The organism is Leifsonella bigeumensis, from assembly GCF_039537265.1.
GTDB lineage: Bacteria > Actinomycetota > Actinomycetes > Actinomycetales > Microbacteriaceae > Terrimesophilobacter > Terrimesophilobacter bigeumensis.
On record NZ_BAABAE010000001.1, the window covers coordinates 293,583 to 315,670 of the forward strand.

The 22,088-nt window shown below is 66.8% G+C and carries 25 protein-coding genes; 18 read left to right on the top strand and 7 right to left on the bottom strand.

What is annotated here, in order from left to right; genetic code table 11:
• Window positions 1-70: 70 nt before the first annotated feature.
• Entirely contained in the window at window positions 71-469 is a 399-nt protein-coding gene (locus ABD678_RS01490) for a phage holin family protein (protein ID WP_344752981.1), read from the bottom strand.
• A gap of 65 nt (window positions 470-534) precedes the next feature.
• On the opposite strand from ABD678_RS01490, the gene ABD678_RS01495 reads away from it, so the two are divergent.
• The 8 genes from ABD678_RS01495 to ABD678_RS01530 all read left to right on the top strand — a co-directional run bounded on the left by ABD678_RS01495 (window position 535) and on the right by ABD678_RS01530 (window position 8,518).
• Window positions 535-1,641 (top strand): histidinol-phosphate transaminase, encoded by a 1,107-nt coding sequence (locus ABD678_RS01495; protein ID WP_344752983.1) that lies wholly within the window; start codon window positions 535-537, stop codon window positions 1,639-1,641.
• 81 nt (window positions 1,642-1,722) lie between these two features.
• Window positions 1,723-2,841: a thiamine pyrophosphate-dependent dehydrogenase E1 component subunit alpha gene (locus ABD678_RS01500; protein ID WP_344752985.1), complete on the top strand. Its 1,119-nt coding sequence runs from the start codon at window positions 1,723-1,725 to the stop codon at window positions 2,839-2,841.
• Window positions 2,838-3,821, top strand: coding sequence for an alpha-ketoacid dehydrogenase subunit beta (locus ABD678_RS01505; RefSeq protein ID WP_344752987.1), 984 nt, complete (start codon window positions 2,838-2,840; stop codon window positions 3,819-3,821). Before ABD678_RS01500 ends, ABD678_RS01505 begins: the two co-directional genes overlap by 4 nt.
• Window positions 3,822-3,869: 48 nt before the next feature.
• On the top strand, window positions 3,870-5,243 hold the full coding sequence (locus tag ABD678_RS01510) for a dihydrolipoamide acetyltransferase family protein (protein ID WP_344752989.1): 1,374 nt from the start codon (window positions 3,870-3,872) through the stop codon (window positions 5,241-5,243).
• Window positions 5,244-5,343: 100 nt separating this feature from the next.
• Window positions 5,344-6,306, top strand: a complete 963-nt coding sequence (locus ABD678_RS01515; protein ID WP_344752990.1) for a metal ABC transporter solute-binding protein, Zn/Mn family — start codon at window positions 5,344-5,346, stop codon at window positions 6,304-6,306.
• 71 nt (window positions 6,307-6,377) lie between these two features.
• A complete protein-coding gene (locus tag ABD678_RS01520) occupies window positions 6,378-7,181 on the top strand; it encodes a metal ABC transporter ATP-binding protein (protein ID WP_344753529.1) in 804 nt (267 codons plus the stop codon).
• Window positions 7,181-8,086 carry a metal ABC transporter permease gene (locus tag ABD678_RS01525; RefSeq protein WP_344752992.1) on the top strand — a complete coding sequence of 302 codons (906 nt, stop codon included), beginning with the start codon at window positions 7,181-7,183 and terminating at the stop codon, window positions 8,084-8,086. The genes ABD678_RS01520 and ABD678_RS01525 overlap by 1 nt, the downstream gene beginning before the upstream one ends.
• A gap of 9 nt (window positions 8,087-8,095) precedes the next feature.
• Window positions 8,096-8,518, top strand: coding sequence for a Fur family transcriptional regulator (locus ABD678_RS01530; protein WP_344752993.1), 423 nt, complete (start codon window positions 8,096-8,098; stop codon window positions 8,516-8,518).
• A gap of 99 nt (window positions 8,519-8,617) precedes the next feature.
• On the opposite strand, the gene ABD678_RS01535 is transcribed toward ABD678_RS01530, so the two are convergent.
• Together ABD678_RS01535 and ABD678_RS01540 are read right to left on the bottom strand one after the other, a co-directional pair.
• Window positions 8,618-9,727 carry an LLM class F420-dependent oxidoreductase gene (locus tag ABD678_RS01535; protein ID WP_344752995.1) on the bottom strand — a complete coding sequence of 370 codons (1,110 nt, stop codon included), beginning with the start codon at window positions 9,725-9,727 and terminating at the stop codon, window positions 8,618-8,620.
• 141 nt (window positions 9,728-9,868) lie between these two features.
• Window positions 9,869-10,474: a Pr6Pr family membrane protein gene (locus ABD678_RS01540; protein ID WP_344752996.1), complete on the bottom strand. Its 606-nt coding sequence runs from the start codon at window positions 10,472-10,474 to the stop codon at window positions 9,869-9,871.
• A 199-nt stretch (window positions 10,475-10,673) separates the two neighbouring features.
• Here ABD678_RS01540 and rpmB point away from each other — a divergent pair, with 199 nt between their 5' ends.
• The 6 genes from rpmB to ABD678_RS01570 all read left to right on the top strand — a co-directional run bounded on the left by rpmB (window position 10,674) and on the right by ABD678_RS01570 (window position 15,348).
• Window positions 10,674-10,910 carry a 50S ribosomal protein L28 gene (rpmB, locus tag ABD678_RS01545; protein ID WP_018188988.1) on the top strand — a complete coding sequence of 79 codons (237 nt, stop codon included), beginning with the start codon at window positions 10,674-10,676 and terminating at the stop codon, window positions 10,908-10,910.
• Entirely contained in the window at window positions 10,910-11,077 is a 168-nt protein-coding gene (rpmG, locus tag ABD678_RS01550; protein ID WP_096419968.1) for a 50S ribosomal protein L33, read from the top strand. Before rpmB ends, rpmG begins: the two co-directional genes overlap by 1 nt.
• Before the next feature lie 3 nt (window positions 11,078-11,080).
• Window positions 11,081-11,386, top strand: a complete 306-nt coding sequence (rpsN, locus tag ABD678_RS01555) for a 30S ribosomal protein S14 (RefSeq protein WP_344752999.1) — start codon at window positions 11,081-11,083, stop codon at window positions 11,384-11,386.
• 41 nt (window positions 11,387-11,427) lie between these two features.
• Window positions 11,428-11,718, top strand: a complete 291-nt coding sequence (locus tag ABD678_RS01560; protein ID WP_344753001.1) for an HU family DNA-binding protein — start codon at window positions 11,428-11,430, stop codon at window positions 11,716-11,718.
• A 174-nt stretch (window positions 11,719-11,892) separates the two neighbouring features.
• Window positions 11,893-13,854 (top strand): cytochrome c oxidase assembly protein, encoded by a 1,962-nt coding sequence (locus ABD678_RS01565; protein WP_344753002.1) that lies wholly within the window; start codon window positions 11,893-11,895, stop codon window positions 13,852-13,854.
• Window positions 13,855-15,156: 1,302 nt separating this feature from the next.
• Window positions 15,157-15,348 (top strand): hypothetical protein, encoded by a 192-nt coding sequence (locus tag ABD678_RS01570; protein ID WP_344753004.1) that lies wholly within the window; start codon window positions 15,157-15,159, stop codon window positions 15,346-15,348.
• Window positions 15,349-15,734: 386 nt separating this feature from the next.
• On the opposite strand, the gene ABD678_RS01575 is transcribed toward ABD678_RS01570, so the two are convergent.
• Window positions 15,735-16,733 (bottom strand): zinc ribbon domain-containing protein, encoded by a 999-nt coding sequence (locus ABD678_RS01575; protein WP_344753006.1) that lies wholly within the window; start codon window positions 16,731-16,733, stop codon window positions 15,735-15,737.
• Window positions 16,734-16,864: 131 nt separating this feature from the next.
• On the opposite strand from ABD678_RS01575, the gene ABD678_RS01580 reads away from it, so the two are divergent.
• A complete protein-coding gene (locus ABD678_RS01580) occupies window positions 16,865-18,151 on the top strand; it encodes an ATP-dependent DNA helicase (RefSeq protein WP_344753008.1) in 1,287 nt (428 codons plus the stop codon).
• Window positions 18,152-18,791: 640 nt separating this feature from the next.
• Window positions 18,792-19,238, top strand: a complete 447-nt coding sequence (locus tag ABD678_RS01585; protein ID WP_344753010.1) for a hypothetical protein — start codon at window positions 18,792-18,794, stop codon at window positions 19,236-19,238.
• 102 nt (window positions 19,239-19,340) lie between these two features.
• On the opposite strand, the gene ABD678_RS01590 is transcribed toward ABD678_RS01585, so the two are convergent.
• Together ABD678_RS01590 and ABD678_RS01595 are read right to left on the bottom strand one after the other, a co-directional pair.
• A complete protein-coding gene (locus ABD678_RS01590; protein WP_344753012.1) occupies window positions 19,341-19,997 on the bottom strand; it encodes a biliverdin-producing heme oxygenase in 657 nt (218 codons plus the stop codon).
• A gap of 59 nt (window positions 19,998-20,056) precedes the next feature.
• A complete protein-coding gene (locus ABD678_RS01595; protein ID WP_344753014.1) occupies window positions 20,057-20,356 on the bottom strand; it encodes a DUF2470 domain-containing protein in 300 nt (99 codons plus the stop codon).
• 43 nt (window positions 20,357-20,399) lie between these two features.
• On the opposite strand from ABD678_RS01595, the gene ABD678_RS01600 reads away from it, so the two are divergent.
• Entirely contained in the window at window positions 20,400-20,918 is a 519-nt protein-coding gene (locus tag ABD678_RS01600) for a DinB family protein (protein ID WP_344753016.1), read from the top strand.
• A 17-nt stretch (window positions 20,919-20,935) separates the two neighbouring features.
• On the opposite strand, the gene ABD678_RS01605 is transcribed toward ABD678_RS01600, so the two are convergent.
• Window positions 20,936-21,691 carry a maleylpyruvate isomerase family mycothiol-dependent enzyme gene (locus ABD678_RS01605; protein WP_344753019.1) on the bottom strand — a complete coding sequence of 252 codons (756 nt, stop codon included), beginning with the start codon at window positions 21,689-21,691 and terminating at the stop codon, window positions 20,936-20,938.
• 118 nt (window positions 21,692-21,809) lie between these two features.
• Here ABD678_RS01605 and ABD678_RS01610 point away from each other — a divergent pair, with 118 nt between their 5' ends.
• On the top strand, window positions 21,810-22,064 hold the full coding sequence (locus ABD678_RS01610; protein WP_344753021.1) for a hypothetical protein: 255 nt from the start codon (window positions 21,810-21,812) through the stop codon (window positions 22,062-22,064).
• Window positions 22,065-22,088: the final 24 nt, after the last annotated feature.

Sequence of the window (22,088 nt, forward strand, 5' to 3'; positions counted from 1 at the left end):
TTCGGCGTTCCTCAAAGATGGGTGGTTCAGGGGCGGGCTGTTCGGGGACGGCGGCTGAGGGGCGGTGGCGTTAGCGAGTCTTGACGAAGGGCCTCAGGACGATCCCGATGAGCCAGCTGAGCAGCGCGAGCACGAGGGCGCCCAGCACCCCTGCCCACAGGAAGCTGTCGACGTGGAGGCCGAAGCCGAGAAGCCCGGAGATCCAGCTCACGAGCAGCAGGAGCAGCGCGTTCACGACGAGGGCGATGAGCCCGAGCGTCAGGATGTAGATCGGGAAGGCGACGATCCGGATGAAGTTGCCGATGACCCCGTTGACGACGCCGAAGATGAGGGCGACGAGCAGGTAGGTCAACACCACCGCGAGCGTGTCGCCCGGGGGGAACGCGGTGACGGTGACCCCGGGGACGATGAGGGTTGTCAGCCAGAGGGCGATGGCGTTGATGACGAGGCGGACGAGCAAACGTGACATTCCACAACTATGCACTGCACCTTCTGTGCCGCGCAACGAAGGGACTCGGCAATAGGCTGGAGACCGTGACAGATTCGCCCGGAACCCCCGCCGTCCGCCTCCGCCCGGAGATCCTCGCCACCGCACCGTATCGGCAGGGCAAGCCGGCGCCGGCCGAGGCCTACAAGCTGTCGTCGAACGAGAACCCGTTCCCGCCGATCCCCGCCGTCGTCGAGGCGATTGCCGCCATGTCGGTCAACCGTTATCCGGATGCTGCAGCCACGCTGCTCAGCGAACGCCTCGCCGAGCGCTTCGGCGTCTCCCGTGGTGAAGTCCACGTCGGTTCGGGGTCGGTGTCGATCCTCGCCCAGTTCATCCAGGCCGCTGCCGGCCCGGGCGACGAGGTGCTCTACTCGTGGCGCTCGTTCGAGGCCTACCCGGGGCTCGTCACCGTCGCCGGCGCCACGAGCATCCGCATCCCGAACCTCCCCGACCACCGCCACGACCTTGCCGCGATGGCGGCTGCCGTGACCGATCGCACCAGGGTCGCTATCGTCTGCACCCCGAACAACCCGACCGGTTCGATCGTGACGGCGGAGGAGTTCGCCGCGTTCATGGCGGCCGTGCCGGGCGACCTGCTCGTTCTGCTCGACGAGGCCTACGTCGAGTTCGTGACCGACCCCGCCGCCGTCAACGGCCGTGATGTGCTGGGCCGGTACCCGAACCTCGTCGTGCTGCGCACCTTCTCGAAGGCCTACGGGCTGGCCGGGCTGCGCGTCGGCTACGCGATCGGGCCGGAGCGCATCCTCGACGCCGCCCGAGCGACCGCGATTCCGCTCTCGGTGACCGAACCGGCCCAGCGTGCTGCGCTCGCCGCGCTCGATCACGAGGAGGAACTCCTGGAGCGCGTGGCTGTGCTCGCGGCCCGGCGCGACGACGTCTTCGAGGCGGTCCGCGCGCAGGGCTGGCCGGTACCCAGGTCGCAGGCGAACTTCCTCTGGTTCGCAACCGGCGCCGACACCGAGGCGGCGAACGACATCTTCCTCGCGCACGGCATCGTCGGGCGCGTGCTGCTGCCGGAGGGCATCCGGATCTCCATCGGAGAAGCCGAATCTGTGGAGAAACTCCTAGCCGCCAGCGCGGAGGTTGTGGAGAAGCTACCAGGTGTGCTCACCGGGCCGACGTTAGATTAGAACCTTGGCACCCGCCCCGACCGGGCGGTGCCGCATCCGCCGGGCGCGAGTGTCGCCCGATCGACCAGAGCGAGGTTGCACGTGGCAGAACCCGCATCGGCTCTCCAGTTGCTCACGCCCGAGGGGGCGCTCAACACGGAGGATGCCTCTGCCGCGGAATACCTGCCTCTCGTCGAGGAGCTCGGCGACGACCTGCTGAAGGCCTTCTACCGGGACATGGTCATCATCCGCAGGTTCGACGTCGAGGCGGCCAACCTGCAGCGCCAGGGCGAGATGGGCCTCTGGGTGCCGAGCATGGGCCAGGAGGCCGCGCAGGTTGGCTCCGGCCATGCGGCCAGGCCGCAGGACCACATCTTCCCGGCCTACCGCGAGCACTCGATCGGGATGATCCGGGGGCTCGACGTGCTCGACATCATCCGGATGCTGCGCGGCGTCACGCACGGCGGCTGGAACCCGGTCGAGACCGGCAACTTCCATCTCTACACCCTCGTGATCGGGTCGCAGACGCTCCACGCGACCGGCTACGCGCAGGGCATCGTCCTCGACGGGCTGAGCGGCACGGGCGATCCCGATGTCGACCAGGCCGTCATCGTGTACTTCGGCGACGGCGCGACCTCGCAGGGCGACGTGAGCGAGGCGCTGACCTTCGCGGCGAGCTGGCAGACGCCGCAGGTGTTCTTCCTGGAGAACAACCACTGGGCCATCTCCGTGCCGGTGACCACGCAGTCGCGTACCCCGCTCTATCTCCGCGGCGGGGGCTTCGGCGTTCCGAGCATCCAGGTCGACGGCAACGACGTGCTCGCGAGCTACCTCGTCAGCCGGCGGATGCTCGACGAAGCCCGATCCGGGAAGGGGCCGCAGCTCATCGAGGCGCTCACCTACCGTATCGGCGCGCACACCTCCTCGGACGACCCGACCAAGTACCGCGCCGCCGAGGAGTTGGAGGACTGGGGGGCGCGGGACCCGATCACCCGGTATGAGACCTGGCTGCGGAGCCGCGGAGAGGGCGAGGCCTTCTTCTCGGATGTCGCCGCCGAAGCGGAGGACTTCGCCGCCGACATCCGTCGCAGGACCCTCGCACTCGCGCCGCCGCCGGCGGAGTCGATGTTCGCGCACGTCTATGCGGAGCAGCATCCGGAGATGGATGCCCAGCGGGCCTGGCTTGCCGATTACGAGGCGTCGCTGGAGGCCGGGGCATGAGCGATCCGAAGGAGCTGCCGCTCGCCAAGGCGCTCAATGCCGGCCTGCGCCAGGCGATGCTCGACGACGAGAAGGTCCTGCTCATGGGCGAGGACATCGGCCCGCTCGGCGGAGTCTTCCGCGTCACCGAGGGCCTGCAGGCCGAGTTCGGCGCGCGACGGGTCATGGACACGCCGCTCGCGGAGTCGGGCATCGTCGGCACGGCGATCGGGCTCGCCATGCGCGGCTATCGTCCGGTGTGCGAGATCCAGTTCGACGGCTTCATCTACCCGGCCTTCGACCAGATCACCTCCCAGCTGGCCAAGCTCACGAACCGGCACGAGGGCGCTCTCGCGCTGCCCATCGTCATCCGGGTGCCCTACGGCGGGCACATCGGCGCGATCGAGCATCACCAGGAGAGCCCCGAGGCGTACTTCGCCCACACGCCCGGCCTGCGCGTCGTGAGTCCGAGCACCCCGCACGACGCCTACTGGATGATCCAGGAGGCCATCGGGTCGAACGACCCGGTCATGTTCTTCGAGCCGAAGAGCCGGTACTGGCACAAGGGGCCGGTCGACCTCGCCGCGAGCGGAACGCCCCTGCACGCGAGCCGTATCGTGCGCCGCGGAACCGATGTCACGCTCGTCGGCTACGGCGCGATGGTGAGCATGCTCCTGCGGGCGGCCGAGATCGCCGAGGAGGAGGGCACGAGCGCAGAGGTCGTCGACGTGCGCTCGCTCTCCCCCGTCGACTACGGCCCGATCCTCGACTCGGTCGGCCGGACGGGCCGCGTCGTCATCGCCGCCGAGGCGCCGGGTTTCGCGAGCGTCGCCTCCGAGATCGCCGCGACCGTGGCCGAGCGGGCCTTCTACTCGCTCGAGGCGCCCGTGCTGCGGGTGACCGGCTTCGACGTGCCGTTCCCGCCCGCCAAACTCGAGTCTGTCTTCCTCCCGGATGCCGACCGGGTCCTTGAGGCCGTCGACCGCGCCATGGCCTACTGAACCCGGCCCGCTGGACCAACCGAACGGCCACTGAACAGGAGAGTGCACGTGAGCACATCGCAGTTCCCGCTCCCGGATGTCGGTGAGGGCCTCACCGAGGCCGAGATCGTCTCGTGGCGCGTCGCGCCCGGCGAGGCGATCGAGGTCAACCAGGTGATCGTCGAGATCGAGACCGCGAAGTCTCTCGTCGAGCTTCCGTCGCCGTTCACCGGCGTCGTGGATGCACTGCTCGTCGAGGTGGGGCAGACGGTCGCCGTCGGCACCCCGATCATTTCGGTCACCACGGAGGCGACGGCGACGGCGACTGCGGATGCCGCGGCGCCCGCCGGGGACGCTGCCGGCGGTGCTGCCGGCGGTGCTGCCGGCGGTGCTCGCACCGCTTCAGCCGCCGAGCCGGTCATCGCCGATACCGCCGCGAGCGTCACGGAGGAGGACAAGCCCGGCGCCGTTCTCGTCGGCTACGGCATCTCCGGGTCTGCGTCGTCGCGGCGACGCCGGGGCGCGGGAAAGCCGCCGCCGGCACGCGTGGTGTCGACGGGGCCGGGGCAGGCGGCATCCGCGAGCGCCGTGATCGCCAAGCCGCCCATCCGCAAGCTCGCGAAGGACCTCGGCGTCGACCTCGCGACGGTCACCGCGACCGGTGAGGGCGGGGAGACGACGCGTGAGGATGTCGTGCGACACGCCTCCCAGGCGTCGGTGTTCCAGAACCTCGAGACCCCGGTGTGGGGCGAGGAGCGGGAGGAGCGCATCCCGGTCAGGGGGGTGCGCAAGGCGATCGCCCAGGCAATGGTGGCGAGCGCGTTCAGCGCACCGCATGTGAGCCTCTTCGTGGATGTCGACGCGACGCGGACGATGGAGTTCGTGCGGCGGCTCAAGGCCTCGACCGACTTCGCCGGCGTCAAGGTTTCGCCGCTGCTCGTCGTCGCGAAGGCGATGATCTGGGCGGTGCGCCGAAACCCGACCGTGAACGCGCAGTGGACCGATTCGGAGATCGTCGTCAAGCACTTCGTGAACCTCGGGATCGCGGCGGCGACGCCGCGCGGACTCGTCGTGCCGAACATCAAGGATGCCCACGCGCTCTCGCTGCTCGACCTCGCCAGGGCCATCGAACAGCTCACCATCACCGCGCGGGACGGCAGGACGAGCCCCGCCGAGATGGCGGGAGGCACCGTCACGATCACCAACATCGGGGTGTTCGGCATGGACGCCGGCACGCCGATCCTCAACCCCGGCGAGGTGGGCATCGTCGCGCTCGGCACGATCAAGCAGAAGCCCTGGGTGGTCGACGGCGAGGTGCGGCCGAGGTTCGTGACGACGCTTGCCGCGAGTTTCGACCACCGCGTCGTGGACGGCGATGTCGCGAGCCGCTTCCTCGCGGATGTCGCGAGCATCATCGAGGAGCCGGCGCTGCTGCTCGATTAAGCGTTGCGGGGCCGTGAGGCTCGTATTGACAATGATTATCATTAGCGCTTAGTGTGCCTGTGGGCGCTCTTCCTACCCCGCCCTTAGAACAGGTTCCACCATGAGATCAATCCCCATCGCCGCGCTCGCCGCGCTCGTCGTCGCGCTCTCCGGATGCGCCACGCAGCCGGGAACGACGGCGGACGGCATCCGCATCGTCGCCTCGACCGACGTCTATGGCGACGTGGCGCAGGCGATCGCCGGGGACCGCGCCGAGGTCACGAGCATCATCTCCGGTACGGTGCAGGATCCGCACAGCTACGAGGCGACCGCGCGCGACCAGCTCGCCGTCGCGAACGCCGACATCGTGATCGAGAACGGCGGAGGCTACGACTCCTTCATCGATGGAATGCTCGCTGCCTCAGGCGGGTCCGACACCGTCGTGATCACCGTGAGCGACCTCGCCGCCGACCACGATGGCGAGGCCGAGAGCCACGATGACGCCGAGAGCGGCGACGTCGACAGCCACGACGACCATGGCCACATCGAAGGTTTCAACGAGCACGTCTGGTACGACCTGCACGTGATGGAGGCCTTCGCCGGCGAGCTCGCGCAGAGCCTCGGCACGCTCGATCCGGATGGTGCGGCACAGTACAACGCGCAGCTCGCCTCCTTCACCGAGCAGCTTGACCAGCTCATCCAACGGGCAGAGGGACTCCGGCACGAATTCGAGGGGAAGAAGGCCTTCGCCACCGAGCCGGTTCCCGACTACCTGCTGCAGGAGCTCGGCTTCGAAAACGTCACGCCGGAGGACTACGTGTCCGCCGTCGAAGGCGGGGTCGACGTGGCTCCGTCCGTGCTGCTCGAGGCGCTCCGCCTGATCGAATCGGGGCAGGTCGCCCTCCTCGTGCACAACGAGCAGACCACCGGCCCCGAGATCGAGCAGGCGGTGACCGCGGCGCGCGAGCACGACGTTCCGGTCGTCCCGATGACGGAGACGCTGCCCGCCGGCATGCACTACCTTGACTGGATGCGATCGAACATCGACGCCATCGTCGCAGCGCTCGGCGCCGGAACCCAGTGAGCGCCGCATCCGGTAGTGGCCCGGCTCCGGCCGTCACCGCGGCTTCCGGACGTGCAGCGCCCGTGCTCCGGATGACGGCGGCGACGCTGTCGTTCGGCGACCGCACGCTCTGGAACAACCTCAACCTGGAGATCCAGCCCGGCGAGTTCGTCGCCGTGCTCGGCGGCAACGGCACGGGCAAGACGAGCCTGCTCAGGGTCATCCTCGGCCAGCAGCGACTGAGCGCCGGCGCGATCGAGCTCTTCGGCCGGCCGGTCGCCCGCGGCAGCAAGGGCATCGGGTACATCCCGCAGCAGAAGCTCCTCGAGCAGGGCACGCCATTGCGGGCGCGGGATCTCGTGGCGCTCGGGGTCGACGGGCAGCGCTGGGGGCTCCCCGTCCCCTCCCGCGCGGTACGGCATAGGGTCGACGAGGTGCTCGAGGCGGTCGGCGCCACCGAGTACGCGGACGTGCCTGTCGCGATGCTCTCGGGGGGAGAGCAGCAGCGCATCCGGGTCGGGCAGTCGATCGCCGCGCATCCGAGGCTGCTGCTCTGCGACGAGCCGCTGCTCTCGCTCGACCTGCACCACCAGCGCACGGTGAGCGAGCTCATCAACGAGCAGCGCACGGCGACCGGTGCCGCCGTCGTCTTCGTCACGCACGACGTGAACCCGGTGCTCCCCTTCGTCGACCGGGTGCTCTACCTCGCGGGGGGCCGGTTCAGCGTGGGGACACCGGATGAGGTGCTGCGCTCCGAGGTGCTCTCCTCCATGTACAACACCCCGGTCGAGGTCATCCGGTCGCGCGGTCGCGTCGCCGTGCTCGGGGCGCCGGAGGGCTACGGCGTGCACGACCATCTCGAGCACCACGTCCGGCCGTCGGGGGTGATCGGCTGATGCTCGATGCTCTGCTCGCAACGGATGTCGGCGACTTCTGGTCGCAGATCTTCGGCTTCTCCGACTACGGGGAGCTGCTCGTCCTCGTGAAGAACTCGATCATCGCCGGTGCCCTGCTCGGGGTCGTCGGAGGGCTCATCGGCCCGTTCATCATGACGCGCGATCTCGCCTTCGCCGTGCACGGGGTGAGCGAGCTCTCCTTCGCCGGCGCGTCGGCGGCCCTCCTGTTCGGGGCGAACGTCGTCGCCGGGTCCCTCGTCGGATCGCTCCTGGCCGCGATCCTCATCGGGGTTCTCGGGGCGAGAGCACGCGAACGCAACTCGATCATCGCCGTGCTCATGCCCTTCGGGCTCGGGCTCGGCATCCTGTTCCTCGCCCTCTACCAGGGCAGGGCCGCCAACAAGTTCGGTCTGCTCACCGGCCAGATCGTCTCGGTCGACAACCCGCAGCTGTTCTGGCTCATCCTCGTCTCGGTCGTCGTGATCGTCGGACTCGTGGTCATGTGGCGTCCGCTCACCTTCGCGAGCGTCGACGAGGATGTCGCCAGGGCGCGGGGGCTGCCCGTCACCGCGATCTCGATCCTGTTCATGATCCTGCTGGCGCTCGCGACGGCCGTGTCGATCCAGATCATCGGCGCCCTGCTCGTGCTCGCCCTGCTGGTGACGCCGGCTGCTGCGGCGATGCGGGTCACGGCGTCCCCGCTGCTCACCCCGATCCTGAGCGTCGTGTTTGCCGTTGTGGCGGTCGTGGGCGGCATCCTGCTCGCGCTGGGTGGTGGACTGCCGATCAGCCCCTATGTCACCACGATCTCCTTCCTCATCTACCTGGTCTGCCGATTGATCGGATGGCGTCGCGACCGGATGGGGATCCGCGCTCGCCGAACGCCTGCGATGGCCCGGGGTTAGGATGCGGTCATGCGCGGTGGAGTTGGAGAGAGGGTGACTCACCCGGTGAAGCGGAATACCTGGCAGCGGGAGGCCGTCAAAACGGCCCTCGACACGCAGGACGCCTTCGTGAGCGCCCAGCAGTTGCATTCGGCGCTGCGTGACGACGGAACCAGTATCGGCCTCGCGACCGTGTATCGGGCGCTCGCGGACCTGGCGGAGGGCGGCCAGGCGGACTCACTGCAGTCGGCCGAGGGCGAGGCGCTCTACCGCGCCTGCACGCCGGGGCAGCACCACCATCACCTCATCTGCCGCAACTGCGGCGTGACGGTCGAGATCGAGGCGGATGCCGTCGAGCAGTGGGCGCGCAAGGTCGCCGCCGAGAACGGTTTCACCCAGCCCGAGCACGTCGTCGACGTCTTCGGGCTGTGCGCTGACTGCTCGCGCGCCTAGCAGGTACCTCCCGCTCGCGAGTGATGGTCATCCGGACGGGTGTGCCCGCCGCGGCATCATCACTCGTCCGAACGAGCATCAATCGAGAAGGCGGCGGGCCTAAGGGCGCCTGGCCGCGAACATCCGGGCCGCGAGCCGGGCGTAGGCGAGCGAGCCCGTCCCCGTCACGACGTCGCGGATGGCCCGCAGCGCGAAGGCCGGCCCTTGCACGAGCATCGTCGTCACGACCGACTCCTCCCACGCGGCGAGCTCGTCCCGGATCTTCTCCGGTGGCCCGACGAGCGCGACCTCCTCGACGAGCGCGGTGGGCACCGCGGCGATGGCCTCCTTCTTGTGGCCGGCGAGGTAGAGCTCCTGGATGCGATCGCACGCCTCGGCATAGCCCAGCCGGTCGATGACATTCCGGTGGAAGTTGGCGCCCTTCGCGCCCATCCCGCCCACATAGAGCGCGATCGTCGGGCGGACGAGGTCGGCGGCGGCCTCGACATCCGGATGCGGGATGACGGCCAGCTGCACCGCCACATCGAACTCCTCCCGCGACCTCAGCCCATGCTCGCGCAGGGCGAAGCCCTCGGCGAGGTAGCCGGCGAACTCGGCGTTCGCGCGCGGCGAGAACAGGAACGGCAGCCATCCGTCGGCGATCTCGGCGGCGAGGGCGACGTTCTTGGGTCCTTCTGCCGCGAGGTAGATCGGCAGGTCGGCGCGGAGCGGATGCACGGTCGATCGCAGCGGCTTGCCGAGCCCGGTGGCATCCGGACTGCCGCTCGCCGGCGGCGCATACGGCAGCGGGTAGTGCGGGCCGGGCGCGGTGACCGGATGCTCGCGCGCGAGCACGTCGCGCACAATCGCCACGTACTCGCGCGTGCGGGCGAGCGGCTTGGGGAACGGCTGCCCGTACCAGCCCTCGACGACCTGGGGACCGGATGCTCCGAGCCCGAGAATGGCCCGGCCGCCCGAGAGGTGGTCGAGCGTGAGCGCCGCCATCGCGGCGGCCGTCGGAGTGCGGGCGGAGAGTTGCGCGATGCCGGTGCCGAGCTTGACCCGCTTCGTGTGGGATCCCCACCAGGCCAGTGGGGTGAAGGCATCCGAGCCGTAAGCCTCTGCGGTCCACACCGACTCGTAGCCGAGGCGCTCCGCCGCGCGGATGGCCGTGAGGGCGCCGGGCGGCGGCCCCTGCTTCCAGTATCCGGTCGCATATCCGATGCGCATGCACCGAGCGTATCCGCCTGTCCCAAATGAAGGCGTTGATGGATGCGGCCCACGCCAACATAGGCCTGATTCATGGGGCCCGGGCGATTCTCCTTCATTTGGGACAGTCGGGGCGTGTACTGCGGGCTGCGAGGCCGAGGGTCAGACGCGCAGCAACCGAATGCGACTGACCCACCACACGAGGGCACCCACCGCGATGATGGCCACGGCGATTCCGATGCAGTAGGCGGCGACGACGCCGTAACCGAGTGCCGGGTCGAGGAACGGGTACGGAACCCACCCGTCAGTCGCACCGCGTACGAGGACCACCCCGATCCACACGATCGGGTAGACCGCCACGACCCAGAGCTTCGACCACGGTATGGCGGGACGGTCACCCACGATGATCCAGTCGAGTGCGACATACAGGGGGATCGCGACATGCAGAACCGTATTCGCCCAGGCGAGCGTGATGCCACCCTCGAGCCCGATGAGCAGGGTGTTGTAGACGATCCCCACGACGACGATGTAGGTCGTCACGCAAGCCCGAAACAGGGCGAATCCCGCGCTGTGCGGCCTGCCTGCGAAACCGACGATCGCGGCCACGAGGAGCATGATCACCGTGAGGATGTTGCTCTGCATCGTGAAGAAGCCGAAGAAGTTGAATGGATTGATGGGGGTGCGTGATGCGGTGTCGATGAGGGTCGCGACGATCGCGGTGCCTCCGGCGAGTGCGACGAGTAAACGGATGACGGCGACGATTCTCATGGGCGAAGTCTAGGGGGACAGCGGCATCCGCCGAGGAAAGCGGTTTGCCGCGTCGCGCGAGGTCACGTACACTTGACCGGTTGAGCATTTCCGCTCCGCATGTGCGCACCTCCACCACCAGAATTCCCGGTGGAACCGTGCGCGCCGACAAGTGACCTTGGGTAGGGCATCGCGTCCCTACGGTATTGGAGGAAGAACCATGGCAGCAGTGTGCCAGGTGACCGGAGCCGTCCCAGGCTTCGGACACAACATCTCGCACTCGCACCGTCGTACCAAGCGGCGGTTCGATCCGAACATCCAGAAGAAGACGTACTACGTGCCGTCCCTGCGCCGTAACGTCACGCTCACCCTGAGCGCGAAGGGCATCAAGGTCATCGACGCCCGCGGCATCGAGTCCGTGGTCAAGGACCTTCTGGCCCGTGGGGAGAAGATCTAGTGGCAAAGCAGCAGGACGTCCGTCCCATCATCAAACTTCGTTCGACGGCCGGAACCGGGTACACCTACGTGACCCGCAAGAACCGCCGCAACGACCCTGACCGGCTCGTGCTGAAGAAGTACGACCCGGTCGTACGCAAGCACGTCGAATTCCGCGAGGAGCGCTAAAGCATGGCCAAGAAGAGCAAGATCGCCAAGAACGAGCAGCGAAAGGTCATCGTCGCGCGTTACGCCGCGAAGCGCCTCGAGCTGAAGAAAGCACTTGTCGACCCGGCGTCGACGGATGAGCAGCGCGAGGCCGCCCGCCTCGGGCTGCAGAAGCTCCCGCGCGACGCGTCGCCGATCCGCGTGCGCGGTCGCGACGCCATCGACGGTCGTCCGCGCGGTTTCCTGAAGCAATTCGGCGTTTCTCGCGTGCGATTCCGGGATATGGCTCACCGTGGCGAATTGCCCGGAATCACCAAGTCAAGCTGGTAAATTCGGCACTATCGCAAGAACGACGTCCGAGGAGGACACCAATGGCTGACAAGTCACTAAACCGTACCGAGCTCGTCGCGGCCATTGCCGCGGACTCCGGGCAGAGCCAGGCCACCGTCAACGGCATCCTGGACTCGCTGTTCAACAAGCTCGCCGCCTCGGTGGGCGATGGCACGAAGGTTTCGATCCCGGGCTGGCTCTCCGTCGAGCGCACGCACCGGGCTGCCCGCACGGGCCGCAACCCCTCCACGGGTGCGACGATCCAGATCGCGGCGGGCTACGGCGTGAAGGTCAGCGCCGGCAGCAAGCTCAAGGCTGCGGCTAAGGGCTGATCGACCAGATCGAGTGAGGGGTGCGGCGCTTCGGCGCTGCGCCCCTTAGTCCTTTAACGACTGCACGGGTCTTTGCGACCGCACCGGCCTCGAACGACCGCGATGGCCACGTGACCGGCTCACGCCCCCCGACGTCCGCCTGGGCGGAGCGCCGGAGACGCCTAGGCTGGAGTCGTGCCGAGGCTCGTGAGAATCGCCGGGCCAGCCCTCCTGCTGGTCGTGGCGCTGCTGTCTCTCCTCGTCGCCCTCGGCTTCGGCGGTGGTGCGGATGCGCCCCCGCTCGCCGACCCCGGCCCGGTCGTGCGGTTCGGCCTCCCGATCGCCCAACTGCTCTTCAACCTCGGCGCCGCCGTCACGCTCGGCTCGCTCGTTCTCGTGTGCTTCGCCCTCGACAGCGCGGAGCCGGAGTACAACGCGGCGCTCGACGTCGCGGCGGCCGGCGCCGCGTTCTGGACGGTCGCCGGCGCTGCGACCGGCTTTCTCACCTTCCTCAGCGTGTACCTGCAACCGGTCACCTTCGACGACAGCTTCGGTCAGCTCTTCGGGACGTACCTCACCGACCGCCCGATCGGGCAGGCCGCGCTCGCGAGCACCCTGATTCCTGCCGTCGTCACGGTGCTGTGCTTCGCGGTGCGCAACCGGACCGTCCTCGTGTTCGTGACGATCCTCGCGGCGGCCGGTCTCGTGCCGATGGCGCTCCAGGGGCATTCAGCGGGCGCCGCGGGCCACGACCTGGCCATCAGCAGCCTGGGCCTGCACATCGAGTTCGCGGCGATCTGGCTCGGCGGGCTGCTGACCATCGTCCTGATCCGGCGCACGCTCGAGGGCGGCCGCATCGGTCCGGTGCTCGGCCGGTTCTCGTCTGTCGCGTTGATGTGCTTCGTCGTCGTCGTGGTCTCCGGCACCGTGAACGCCTCGCTGCGCGTCGGGACGTTCGAGAACCTGCTCACTCCCTACGGCATCCTCGTGATCGTCAAGGTGCTCGCGCTCGGCGCCCTCGGGCTCTTCGGCGCCGTGCAGCGCCGGTTCCTGGTCGGCCGGATGCAGGACCGTACCAACGGCGCGCGCGGCTACTTCTGGTGGTTCGTCGCCGCCGAGCTCGCGTTCATGGGGCTCGCCTCCGGGGTCGCCGCCGCCCTCGCGCGAACCCAGACGCCCATTCCCCAGGAGGTCGTTACGGCGACCCCGGCCTATATCCTCACCTTCGAACCGCTGCCGCCCGAGCTCACCCCCATCCGATTCATCACCGAGTGGCGGTTCGACATCCTCTGGGTGATCATCATCGGATTCCTCGCCTTCTTCTACCTCGCCGGGGTGTGGCGGCTGCACCGGCGCGGCGACCGCTGGCCGATCCTGCGCACGCTCTCCTTCCTCGCCGGCCTCGCGGCGCTGTTCTACATCACCAACGGCGGCGTGAACGCCTACGAGAAGTACCTGTTCAGTGTGCACATGCTCGCGCACATGACGCTCGGCATGATCATCCCGGTGCTGCTCGTGCCCGGTGCGCCGGTCACGCTCGCCCTCCGCGCCATCCGCAAGAGGTCGGATGGCAGCCGGGGGATGCGCGAATGGATCCTCCTCGCCGTCCATTCCCGCCTCGCCGGACTCTTCGCCAACCCGGTGGTCGCTGCGGTGTTCTTCGCCGGATCGCTGTGGGTCTTCTACTACTCCCCGCTGTTCCGCTACGCGATGGTCGACCACATCGGCCACACCTTCATGATCGTGCACTTCCTGGTGAGCGGATACCTCTTCGTGCAGACCCTCATCGGCGTCGACCCGATGCCGCATCGCGCCGCCTACCCGATGCGCCTCATCGTGCTGCTGGGCACCATGGCGTTCCACGCCTTCTTCGGGCTCACCCTCATGACCGGGAGCGGCCTCCTGCTCGCGGACTGGTTCGGTGCGATGGGAAGGCCATGGGGGCCGAGCGCGATCGATGACCAACGGATCGGTGGCGGCATCGCCTGGAGCATCGGCGAGATCCCGACCGTGATCCTGGCCATCACCGTCGTCATCCTGTGGGCTCGCAGCGACTCGACCCTCGCGAAACGGCTCGACCGCAAGGCCGACCGCGACGGCGACGCCGACCTCGGCGAATACAACGACATGCTCGCGAAGCTGCAGGAGCGGGGCTGAGGAGCTCGCCCTCGCTTGGGTCTGTAAGGATTTTTGTGTAAGTGGTTCGGCGTGATGCCGCGGCTGGAAGCTGCGGGAGGGCGTGCTACGCAAATATTGTGAGTGATAGTTGCGCAATCGGGGTGTTTCTGGAGGCTTAGCGGGCGTTGCGTACCCGATTGAAATGCTCCTGAAGTCTATGAAACCGGGCCTGTCCGCCTTCGGAACGGAGTTCTATTCGGGGGTTGTTCTCTCTTGGACGGTGTCTACTGGGGGCGCCTTCCTTGGGGACCATGATTGATGACGTTCGCGATATGGAGTTCGGAATGAGTGAACCGCAGCAACGGCGGCGCCTCTGGAACATTGGCGCGCTGGTTATAGCTGGGATGGCATGTGTCAGGGCGAGATGCTAACGAATTCGGTCGCGACGATCTTCTCGCTGGCCAATCCAGCCGGCGGATTGTTCGGAGTAATGACCGGGGCTGCATGGTTCACTGTTGAACTTTGGCGAGGAAGCAGAAGATGAAGAAGAGCCGAGGGGAAGGATGGTTTTTTTCTCCCTTGTCGAGGTCCGAACGACGGTCTCGGAGCGGAGCTTTTCGTCCTTTCCTTTTTGCGGTCGTCTTCCTGACGATCTTTTTCGGAGTTTTGACGCTTGTGACGCTGCCGCTGGGACGGGATGCCGTCTTAGTGAGGGTTGTCATACCCGCGATGTCGATTCTGGTCCTCACGAGTCTCCTAGCTGGCTCACTCTCGCTCATCTGGTTGCCGTGGCGCTGGAGTGCACTTCTGCTGGGAGCTCGAGGAGAGCGGGGTTTGACCCTGATCGGTGCAGTAGGGGAGACCGAGCGTTCGCTGTTGATGAAATGCTTCGAAACGGGCCTTCGGTCGAAGCCGATCGGCAGGGCAATCGTAGTGATCGGAGACTCGACAGGTCTGCGCTTCTGGCGGAACTCGCGAGAGATGCCGTTCGGCTCTCTCACATGGGATGACATTCAACGGATCAGTGTGGGTTATTCCTCTGACTACAAGCTTCCAACCGCAGTCCTCGAAATAGACGGGGAGAAGAGCGAACTGCGAGTGCTATTTCCGGTCGTGCGTCGTTGGCTATTCAGCACCGTCGTAATGACCTCGTCAGAGCTGGAGGGACTCGTCGAGCGCCTCACACAGTTGCACAGTCCGTAATTAACCCCTAACTGCAATACCGCTCAGTTAGCTGAGCTTTCCCGGGTTTGATGGATCAGATAGAGGGATTTGGAGGGATGGTGAGTCACGGCAACGGCGGCGCTTCTAGAACATCGGTGTGCTTTCGAAGGTCGTGCTATGAACGCAAAGAATCAACGGCTATTTGGTGCCCTCCTCACTTTGATGGCTATGGTTGGGGCGGTGCTCCTTGCTCACGGTCTTCAGGCGCACGATTCAGGGGGAGGAATCGCGATTGTCGCGGCGATCATGTTGGTTATTGCAGCCGCATTTGCGATTCAAATTGCAGAATTCAAGCGGCGCCGCAAGTGAAAGGGATGATGCGTGCTACCTGCGATTGAGGAAGAGGTGAGTATCCCTCTCGCCTCCGGGGCAGGGGATGCCGAGGCAGTGGCGGCCTCCGTGCTCATAGGGTCATTCCGTGCTCGACCACTCGCTCGGGAAGGGGGTTGGAGCGTGTACGGGATCGGTTCACGCGCGAAGCTGCGCGTCTGGGGCCTTTGGAACCCGAAGGGGTATCGGCGGCTCCCCTTGAAGGTGCGCATGCGGGTCTCGAGCAATGAGGGTCGGGCGGCGGTTCTTCATCTTCAACTCCTGAATGACGAGGGCCCGTACCTCTTCCGGCTTCCGACATTGGAGTCGGCCTATCGGCGCGCTTATCGCGAAATTGTTGAGCGCCTCCAGGCGGCACTTCAACCTCACTGAGCCCGGATGTCGACCTGGTCGCCGTCGATCGTGAGCACCCAGCTGAGGGCGAACTGCACGTCCTCATCGAAGGTCGACTGCGTTCCGTCGAAGAGCGACTGCACGTCGACGGTGAGGTGCGCGGCGCCCTGGGCGTTGGGGATGACCCAGGTTCCCGGGTCCGGTCCCGGCTCGATCACAACCTCCGGGTAGCGCGCCATCGACCAGGCGGGGGTGCTCACGACCCGGTTGGAGAGCTCCTGGCCGAACGGGCATCCGGTCGGGAAGAGCACCGTCTGCGTCGTGCAGTCGTCGAGGAAGCCGTCGACCTCCTTCTGCACCTGCTCCACGAAGTCTGCACTTGCCTGGATGTCGACGGTCACCGGCGTCACGCTGCTCGGGCCGGTCACGGCGACGGGCACGGCGTCCGCCTCGAGGTAGCGCGACTCGTGGTCGACCACGTAGAGGCCGGGGGCGAGCACCTGGTAGGCGACCTGGTTGTTGGCGCCGGCGGCCGAGACCACCTCGACGCCGTTGACCGTGAACGCGGGATCGTGCAGCGGCGTGATCCTGAGCACCGCCATCGGGCTCTGCACGAACGACCAGGTCGAGAAGAATCCGAGACGCGGGCCGGTGCTCTGCACCTGGAAGGCGCTGCTGCCGGGCGCGCCGCCGAGTTCGAACTCGTAGGTGACCAGGTGGACGCCGGCACCCTGGTCGAGATCCGAGACGAGGTGGATGTCGTCGAGGGCGCCCAGCGCCTCGGGGACGAGCAGGTCGCTCTCCGCGCGAGCCGACCCGAGAACCCCGGAGGTCGTGAGCGCTTCGCGCAGGTCGTGGCGCTGGAGTGCCGAGAGGTAGGAGCCGACGAACCCGCCGGCGCTGAACACCGTGGCGTTGAGGATGGCCACGGTCGCCGCGAAGGCGCCGATCAGCAGGGCGAGCAGTACCGTCCAGATGACGATGGTGTGCCTGCGGGAGTGGCGAGGATGATCCTCGGGGGGCGACACCATTCCACAATCCTAGGCTGGCGATCCCCGCATCCTGGCCCTGTGCATGCCGCGCCGGATGCCGCCGGCCGACGCGATAGATTGGACACTCCATCGACACGCTGGGCCGGCATCCGACACGCAAAGGAACATCCGTGACCGTGCACGAGCTCTCCGCAGAGCAGGCCGCCGTCTTCGCGACCATCGAGGGCACGCGCGAGAACGTGTTCGTGACCGGACGTGCGGGCACCGGCAAGTCGACACTCCTGAACCACCTGTCGTGGAACACCTCGAAGCAGCTCGTGATCTCCGCCCCGACCGGTGTCGCAGCGCTCAACGTGGGCGGCCAGACCATCCACTCGCTGTTCCGCCTGCCGATCGGGGTCATCGCCGATCACGACATCGAGCAGAACGGCGACCTGCGCAAGCTGCTCAACACGATCGACACCCTTGTGATCGACGAGGTCTCCATGGTCAACGCCGACCTGCTGGATGCCGTCGACCGCAGTCTGCGCCAGGCCCGGCAGCGAAAGGAGGAGGCCTTCGGCGGCGTGCAGGTCGTGCTGTTCGGCGACCCGTACCAGCTTGCCCCGGTGCCCGGCGACGCCGACGAACGCGCCTACTTCGAGGACCAGTACCGGTCGATGTGGTTCTTCGACGCGAAGGTCTGGGACGAGACCGACCTTCGCATCTTCGAGCTCAACACGATCCACCGCCAGCATGAGGAAGAGTTCAAGGCGATGCTGAACGCCGTGCGGCACGGCACGGTCACCGCCGAGATCGCGGCGCGGCTCAACGAGGTCGGGGCACGGCCGGCACCGGGGGCGGATGCGATCACCCTCGCGACGAGGAACGACACCGTCAACCGGATCAACGCCGCCGAACTCGCCCGGCTGCCCGGCCGTGCGCTCACCGCGAAGGCCGACATCACCGGCGACTTCGGCGGACGGGCATTCCCTGCGGATGAGACGCTCGAGCTCAAGGTGGGGGCACGCGTCATGTTCCTGCGCAACGATCCTGACCAGCGGTGGGTGAACGGCACCGTCGGCACGGTGCGCAAGATCACATCGACGGTGTACGTCGAGGTCGACGGGGAGACGCACGAGGTGGAGCCGGCGGTCTGGGAGAAGTACAAGTACTCCTACTCGGCCGCCACCAAGCAACTGACGCGGGATATCGTCGCCGAGTTCACCCAGTTCCCTTTGCGGCTCGCGTGGGCGGTGACGATCCACAAGTCCCAGGGCAAGACCTACGACCGCGCGATCGTCGACCTCGGGCAGCGGTCGTTCGCGCCAGGGCAGACCTACGTGGCACTGAGCCGCATCACCGAGCTCGACGGGCTGTACCTCACGAGGCCGCTGCGGCCATCCGACATCATCGTCGACGAGAACGTGCGCCGCTTCATGGCGAACGCGGCGCCCATCCCCGGTATCGAAGCCTAGGGGTGACGTGCTGCCTGGCGAAAAGTGCCGACAGCCCTGCCCATGGATGCCCGCCAAACCCGGGGCCGCCGGCACTTTTCGCCAGCCAGCCCGTCGGTATCACGCCGAGAACACCGGGCTACCGCTACCCCGTGGAATACGGGAAGATCAAGCAATGCAGCGGCTGAAAGGTAGCGGGACTCTCGCTCGATGGCTTGCAACCGCTGCGTTTGTCATCGTTACCGTCTCCTTCCTGGCATTTCTATCCGATGGAGGTGGGCAAGGACTACTGGCCGCCTGCATCTTCCAGTTCGTAGCCACCGTGACCATGCTTCGATCGATGTACATCGGCGTCTATGTGGGGAGTGACCGGGTCCGCTTCGTCTCCTGGATGAGGCGTTTCACCCTGGAATGGTCAGGTATTCGGAGGAGCGATGCCATCCCGTATTCTGGGTTCCTCAGTAAAAGCAGCGACACCAATTTTGCATCCATGATTCGCGTCACGCTCGCGGATGGTCGGATGATCGAACTCCAATCCACGGTTGGTGGGCCACGTGCCGTCAGGCGACAGGCCGCGTCCCTCAACCGTTTGATTCAAGTCCGATCCTGCTCGCACGGGGCTTAGACGAGCCGAAGCCAAAGTCAGGAAAGCATCAGCGCGATGAGAGCATCGAGAGCTTTCGCGGCGTCATGTGTCGCGTTGTCGGCGCTGCTCTTGTCATCCTGCGCACTGCTCGTTCCGCCCAAGCTGACCGTGTCGGATCTGGTCGGAACGTGGAACTCCAATCGGTTCGACGCAACTCTGATCCTGCGGAAGGACATGACGTTCGACGTCAGGAATGTGCCCGTCGGTTACACCGGAATCGATGCCTTCGAGCGCATCGGACTTCCACCGGTCGAAACGAGCGAGCAGGAACGGGTGGCCTTCTCGGGCACTTGGGAGTACGTGCCGCCGGACGAACCTTTCGGCAACCTGATCTGGCTCCAATACTCTCCGGGTTCCGGCGTAGAGCTGTACTTAGAGTTTGGCTGGGTCGATCTTGACCACCTGTACCTCATGCAAGGAGATCCGGATAACGGCGACTTTCTGGAATTCTTTCTGGAGTGACGAGTCAGTCGCCATTCAGACCGATTTCGAACGCACGACGCAGCGACGATCGGTCATGGTTTCGATACGCGCCTTCGGCGTTACTCAACCGGCGAACTGTGGCTAGGCGGCAGCGGCCTTCGCGGCTGAGAGATCCTGGAAGAGTTCGGTGTTGAGTCGGTAGGCGGTGAGCACCTCGTCGATCACGCGTTCGCGCTCCGCGTCGTCCCAGGCGACGGCATCCAGCTGCTCGCGGTAGGTGTCCTTGAAGTCCTTGGGGTCGGCGATCTGGTCGAAGAGGTAGAAGCCGATGCCGTTGGTGTCGAAACCGAAGCGCTTCTGCATGATCTTCGAGATGTGCTGGCCGCCGGAGAGATCGCCGAGGTAGCGGGTGTAGTGGTGAGCGATGAAACCGCCGGACCAGTCGGCGACCGCCTTGATGCGGTGGACGTAGCGGGTGGTCGTCGGCAGCGGTGCTGAGACCGAGCGCCAGTCCTCGCCGAGAAGGAACTCGAGGTCCGCCTGGAGCGCGGGCATGCGGGTGAGCTGGGGGGTGATGAAGCGGCCGGCGATCTCGTCCCCGGCCATGGCATCCGCCGCCTCTTCGAGCGCCTCGTAGATGAAGTAGTGCTGCACGACGAGCGCGATGTAGTCCTCGCGGGTGCCCTTGCCGCTCATGAGGTCGTGCATGAAGGTGGCGCCCTCGGACTGGCCGTGGCTCGTCCAGGTGCGCTCACGCAGGGCGTGAGAGAACGGGATGACGGTCACTGGGAAACCCATTTCGATCGTGGTTAGGTCAGCCTAAGCTTACCTGAGTCGATCGCGAACCGATATGGCTGCTACGCGTGAGGGCGCGGTTCGACACCCAGTCGTGCACAGGCCGCGTCGTAGAGCACCACGATCTCGCGGCGGATCTCCGGTCGGGCGCTGATCGGACCCGACCAGGGCACACCGAGCTCGTGGGCGTCGTCGCCGATCGTGTAACCCCAGAACCCGCCGAGGCCATCGAGACCGGTCATCGTGGCCGAGTCGGCATCCGGATGCCCGAACGCGCGCGCGATGAGCAGGTTGTCGTCGTTGTGGTCATCGTTCATATGCTTCAGCACGGCGGTGACGACATCCGCTTCGAAGATTGGCATGAAATCTACGGTAATGGCATTGCCTGATGGGTGACCATGAATCATGGCGATCGAACCGGACACGAAGGACTGGACCTGGGTGCTGGGCAAGGCGTGCCCCGAGTGCGGATTCGACGCCTCGACGACGGACGAGCGCGACGTGGCGGGGCTGCTCCGCGCCAACGTGGCGGAGTGGCCGGCGGTGCTCGAACGCTCCGACGTGCGGGTGCGGCCGGATGAGCGGACCTGGTCTCCGCTCGAGTATGCGGCGCACGTGCGGGACGTGTTCCGCCTCTTCGCCGTGCGGCTCGACCTCATGCTCACGCAGGACGACCCGATCTACCCGAACTGGGACCAGGACGAGACGGCCATCGCCGAGAAGTACAACGAACAGGACCCGCTCGTGGTCGCGACCGGGTTGGGTGCCGCCGGCCGCGCTCTCGCCGCAGCCTTCGACGCTGTGCCGGCGGAGGCATGGTCACGCCCCGGTCGTCGCGGCGACGGCGCGAAGTTCACGATCGCGACCTTCGCGCGCTACCTCATCCACGACCCGGTGCATCACCTCTGGGACGTGCGGAAGTAGTCGCCCGCCCGGCCGGGTCAGAGCCAGCGAGCCGGTTCCGGCACCGGGTCTCCGGATACCGTGGCGACGCCCGCCGATCCGCGCCCAGTCGCCCAGCGGGCGAGATTCGTGGCGGTACCTCGCAGTGCGATGGCGGCCGGATCGTCCACGTCACCGACCGCTCGTACAGTGTCGCGGTCGGTCGGTGCGAGCACGACGTTCGGGAGGCCTTCGGCTGCTTGCCTGCCTCGCCAGGTGGAGAGGACATCCGCGAGGAGGTGGTCGATGAGTCCCGCGGGGAAGTCGTCATAGCTCGCTCCACTGTCGAGGTCGACGGTGTGCAGCCAGACCTCGCGGGTGCGCATCCAGATCGTCTTGGTGGTGGCGATCGGCACGCCGTACATGGTGCGCACCTCGGAGTGCCACGCGTCATCGGTGAGTCCGCGCCACGCCAGGTCGAGCTCCTCCGATGCCCGTGTGTTGAGCCTGCGCAGTTCTGAGGCGGCCAGTGCCGTCCCCTTTTCGATTTCGTCTGTTCGCTCAGCGGGCGACGCGTACATGGGATTCTCCACCCCGGTTGCCGCCCACTCCGCGAGTCGCCGGATACCCTGTGCGTTGTAACCGACATGAGCGATGACGTGGCGGCGACTCCAGCCCGGCAGCAGGGATTGCGCGTCGAACTCCTCGTCGCTCAGGGCGTCGAGTGCGCGCTCGAAGTAAGCGGTCCCTTCACGGGCGAGTGCGAGGGCCTTGAGGACCTCCGGGTCTGTGGTCGTGTCGTGGGTGGTGTCCATCGACCCATTCTCCTCGTGGACGGCCGCGTGGCGCAGGGCGAGTTGTCGGTGGAGGTTGCTTAGAATCGGCGCACAGGGCCGGCTGCGAACAGAGATTGTGCGCACCGAGGAGGAACTGGTGGATGTCACCGCACTGGATCAGCGGTTCTGGCAGGTGAGCGTTGCCGGCGAGGTCGCAGGCTATGTCGACGAGATCGAGGTGGCCGGCGAGACCCGCTACCGGGCGCGGCGGCTCAAGTATCCGGATGGCCGCTGGGTCGTCATCGGGGAATGGTGGGAGCTCGACCCGGCGCTCGCTGCATGTGCCGACGTGCCGCCGAGGAAGGCGCGCGTCCGCAAACTCGTCGTACCGCCGCAGGACCGTTGGTTCTGATCGGTTCGTGGCCGGATGCCCGGC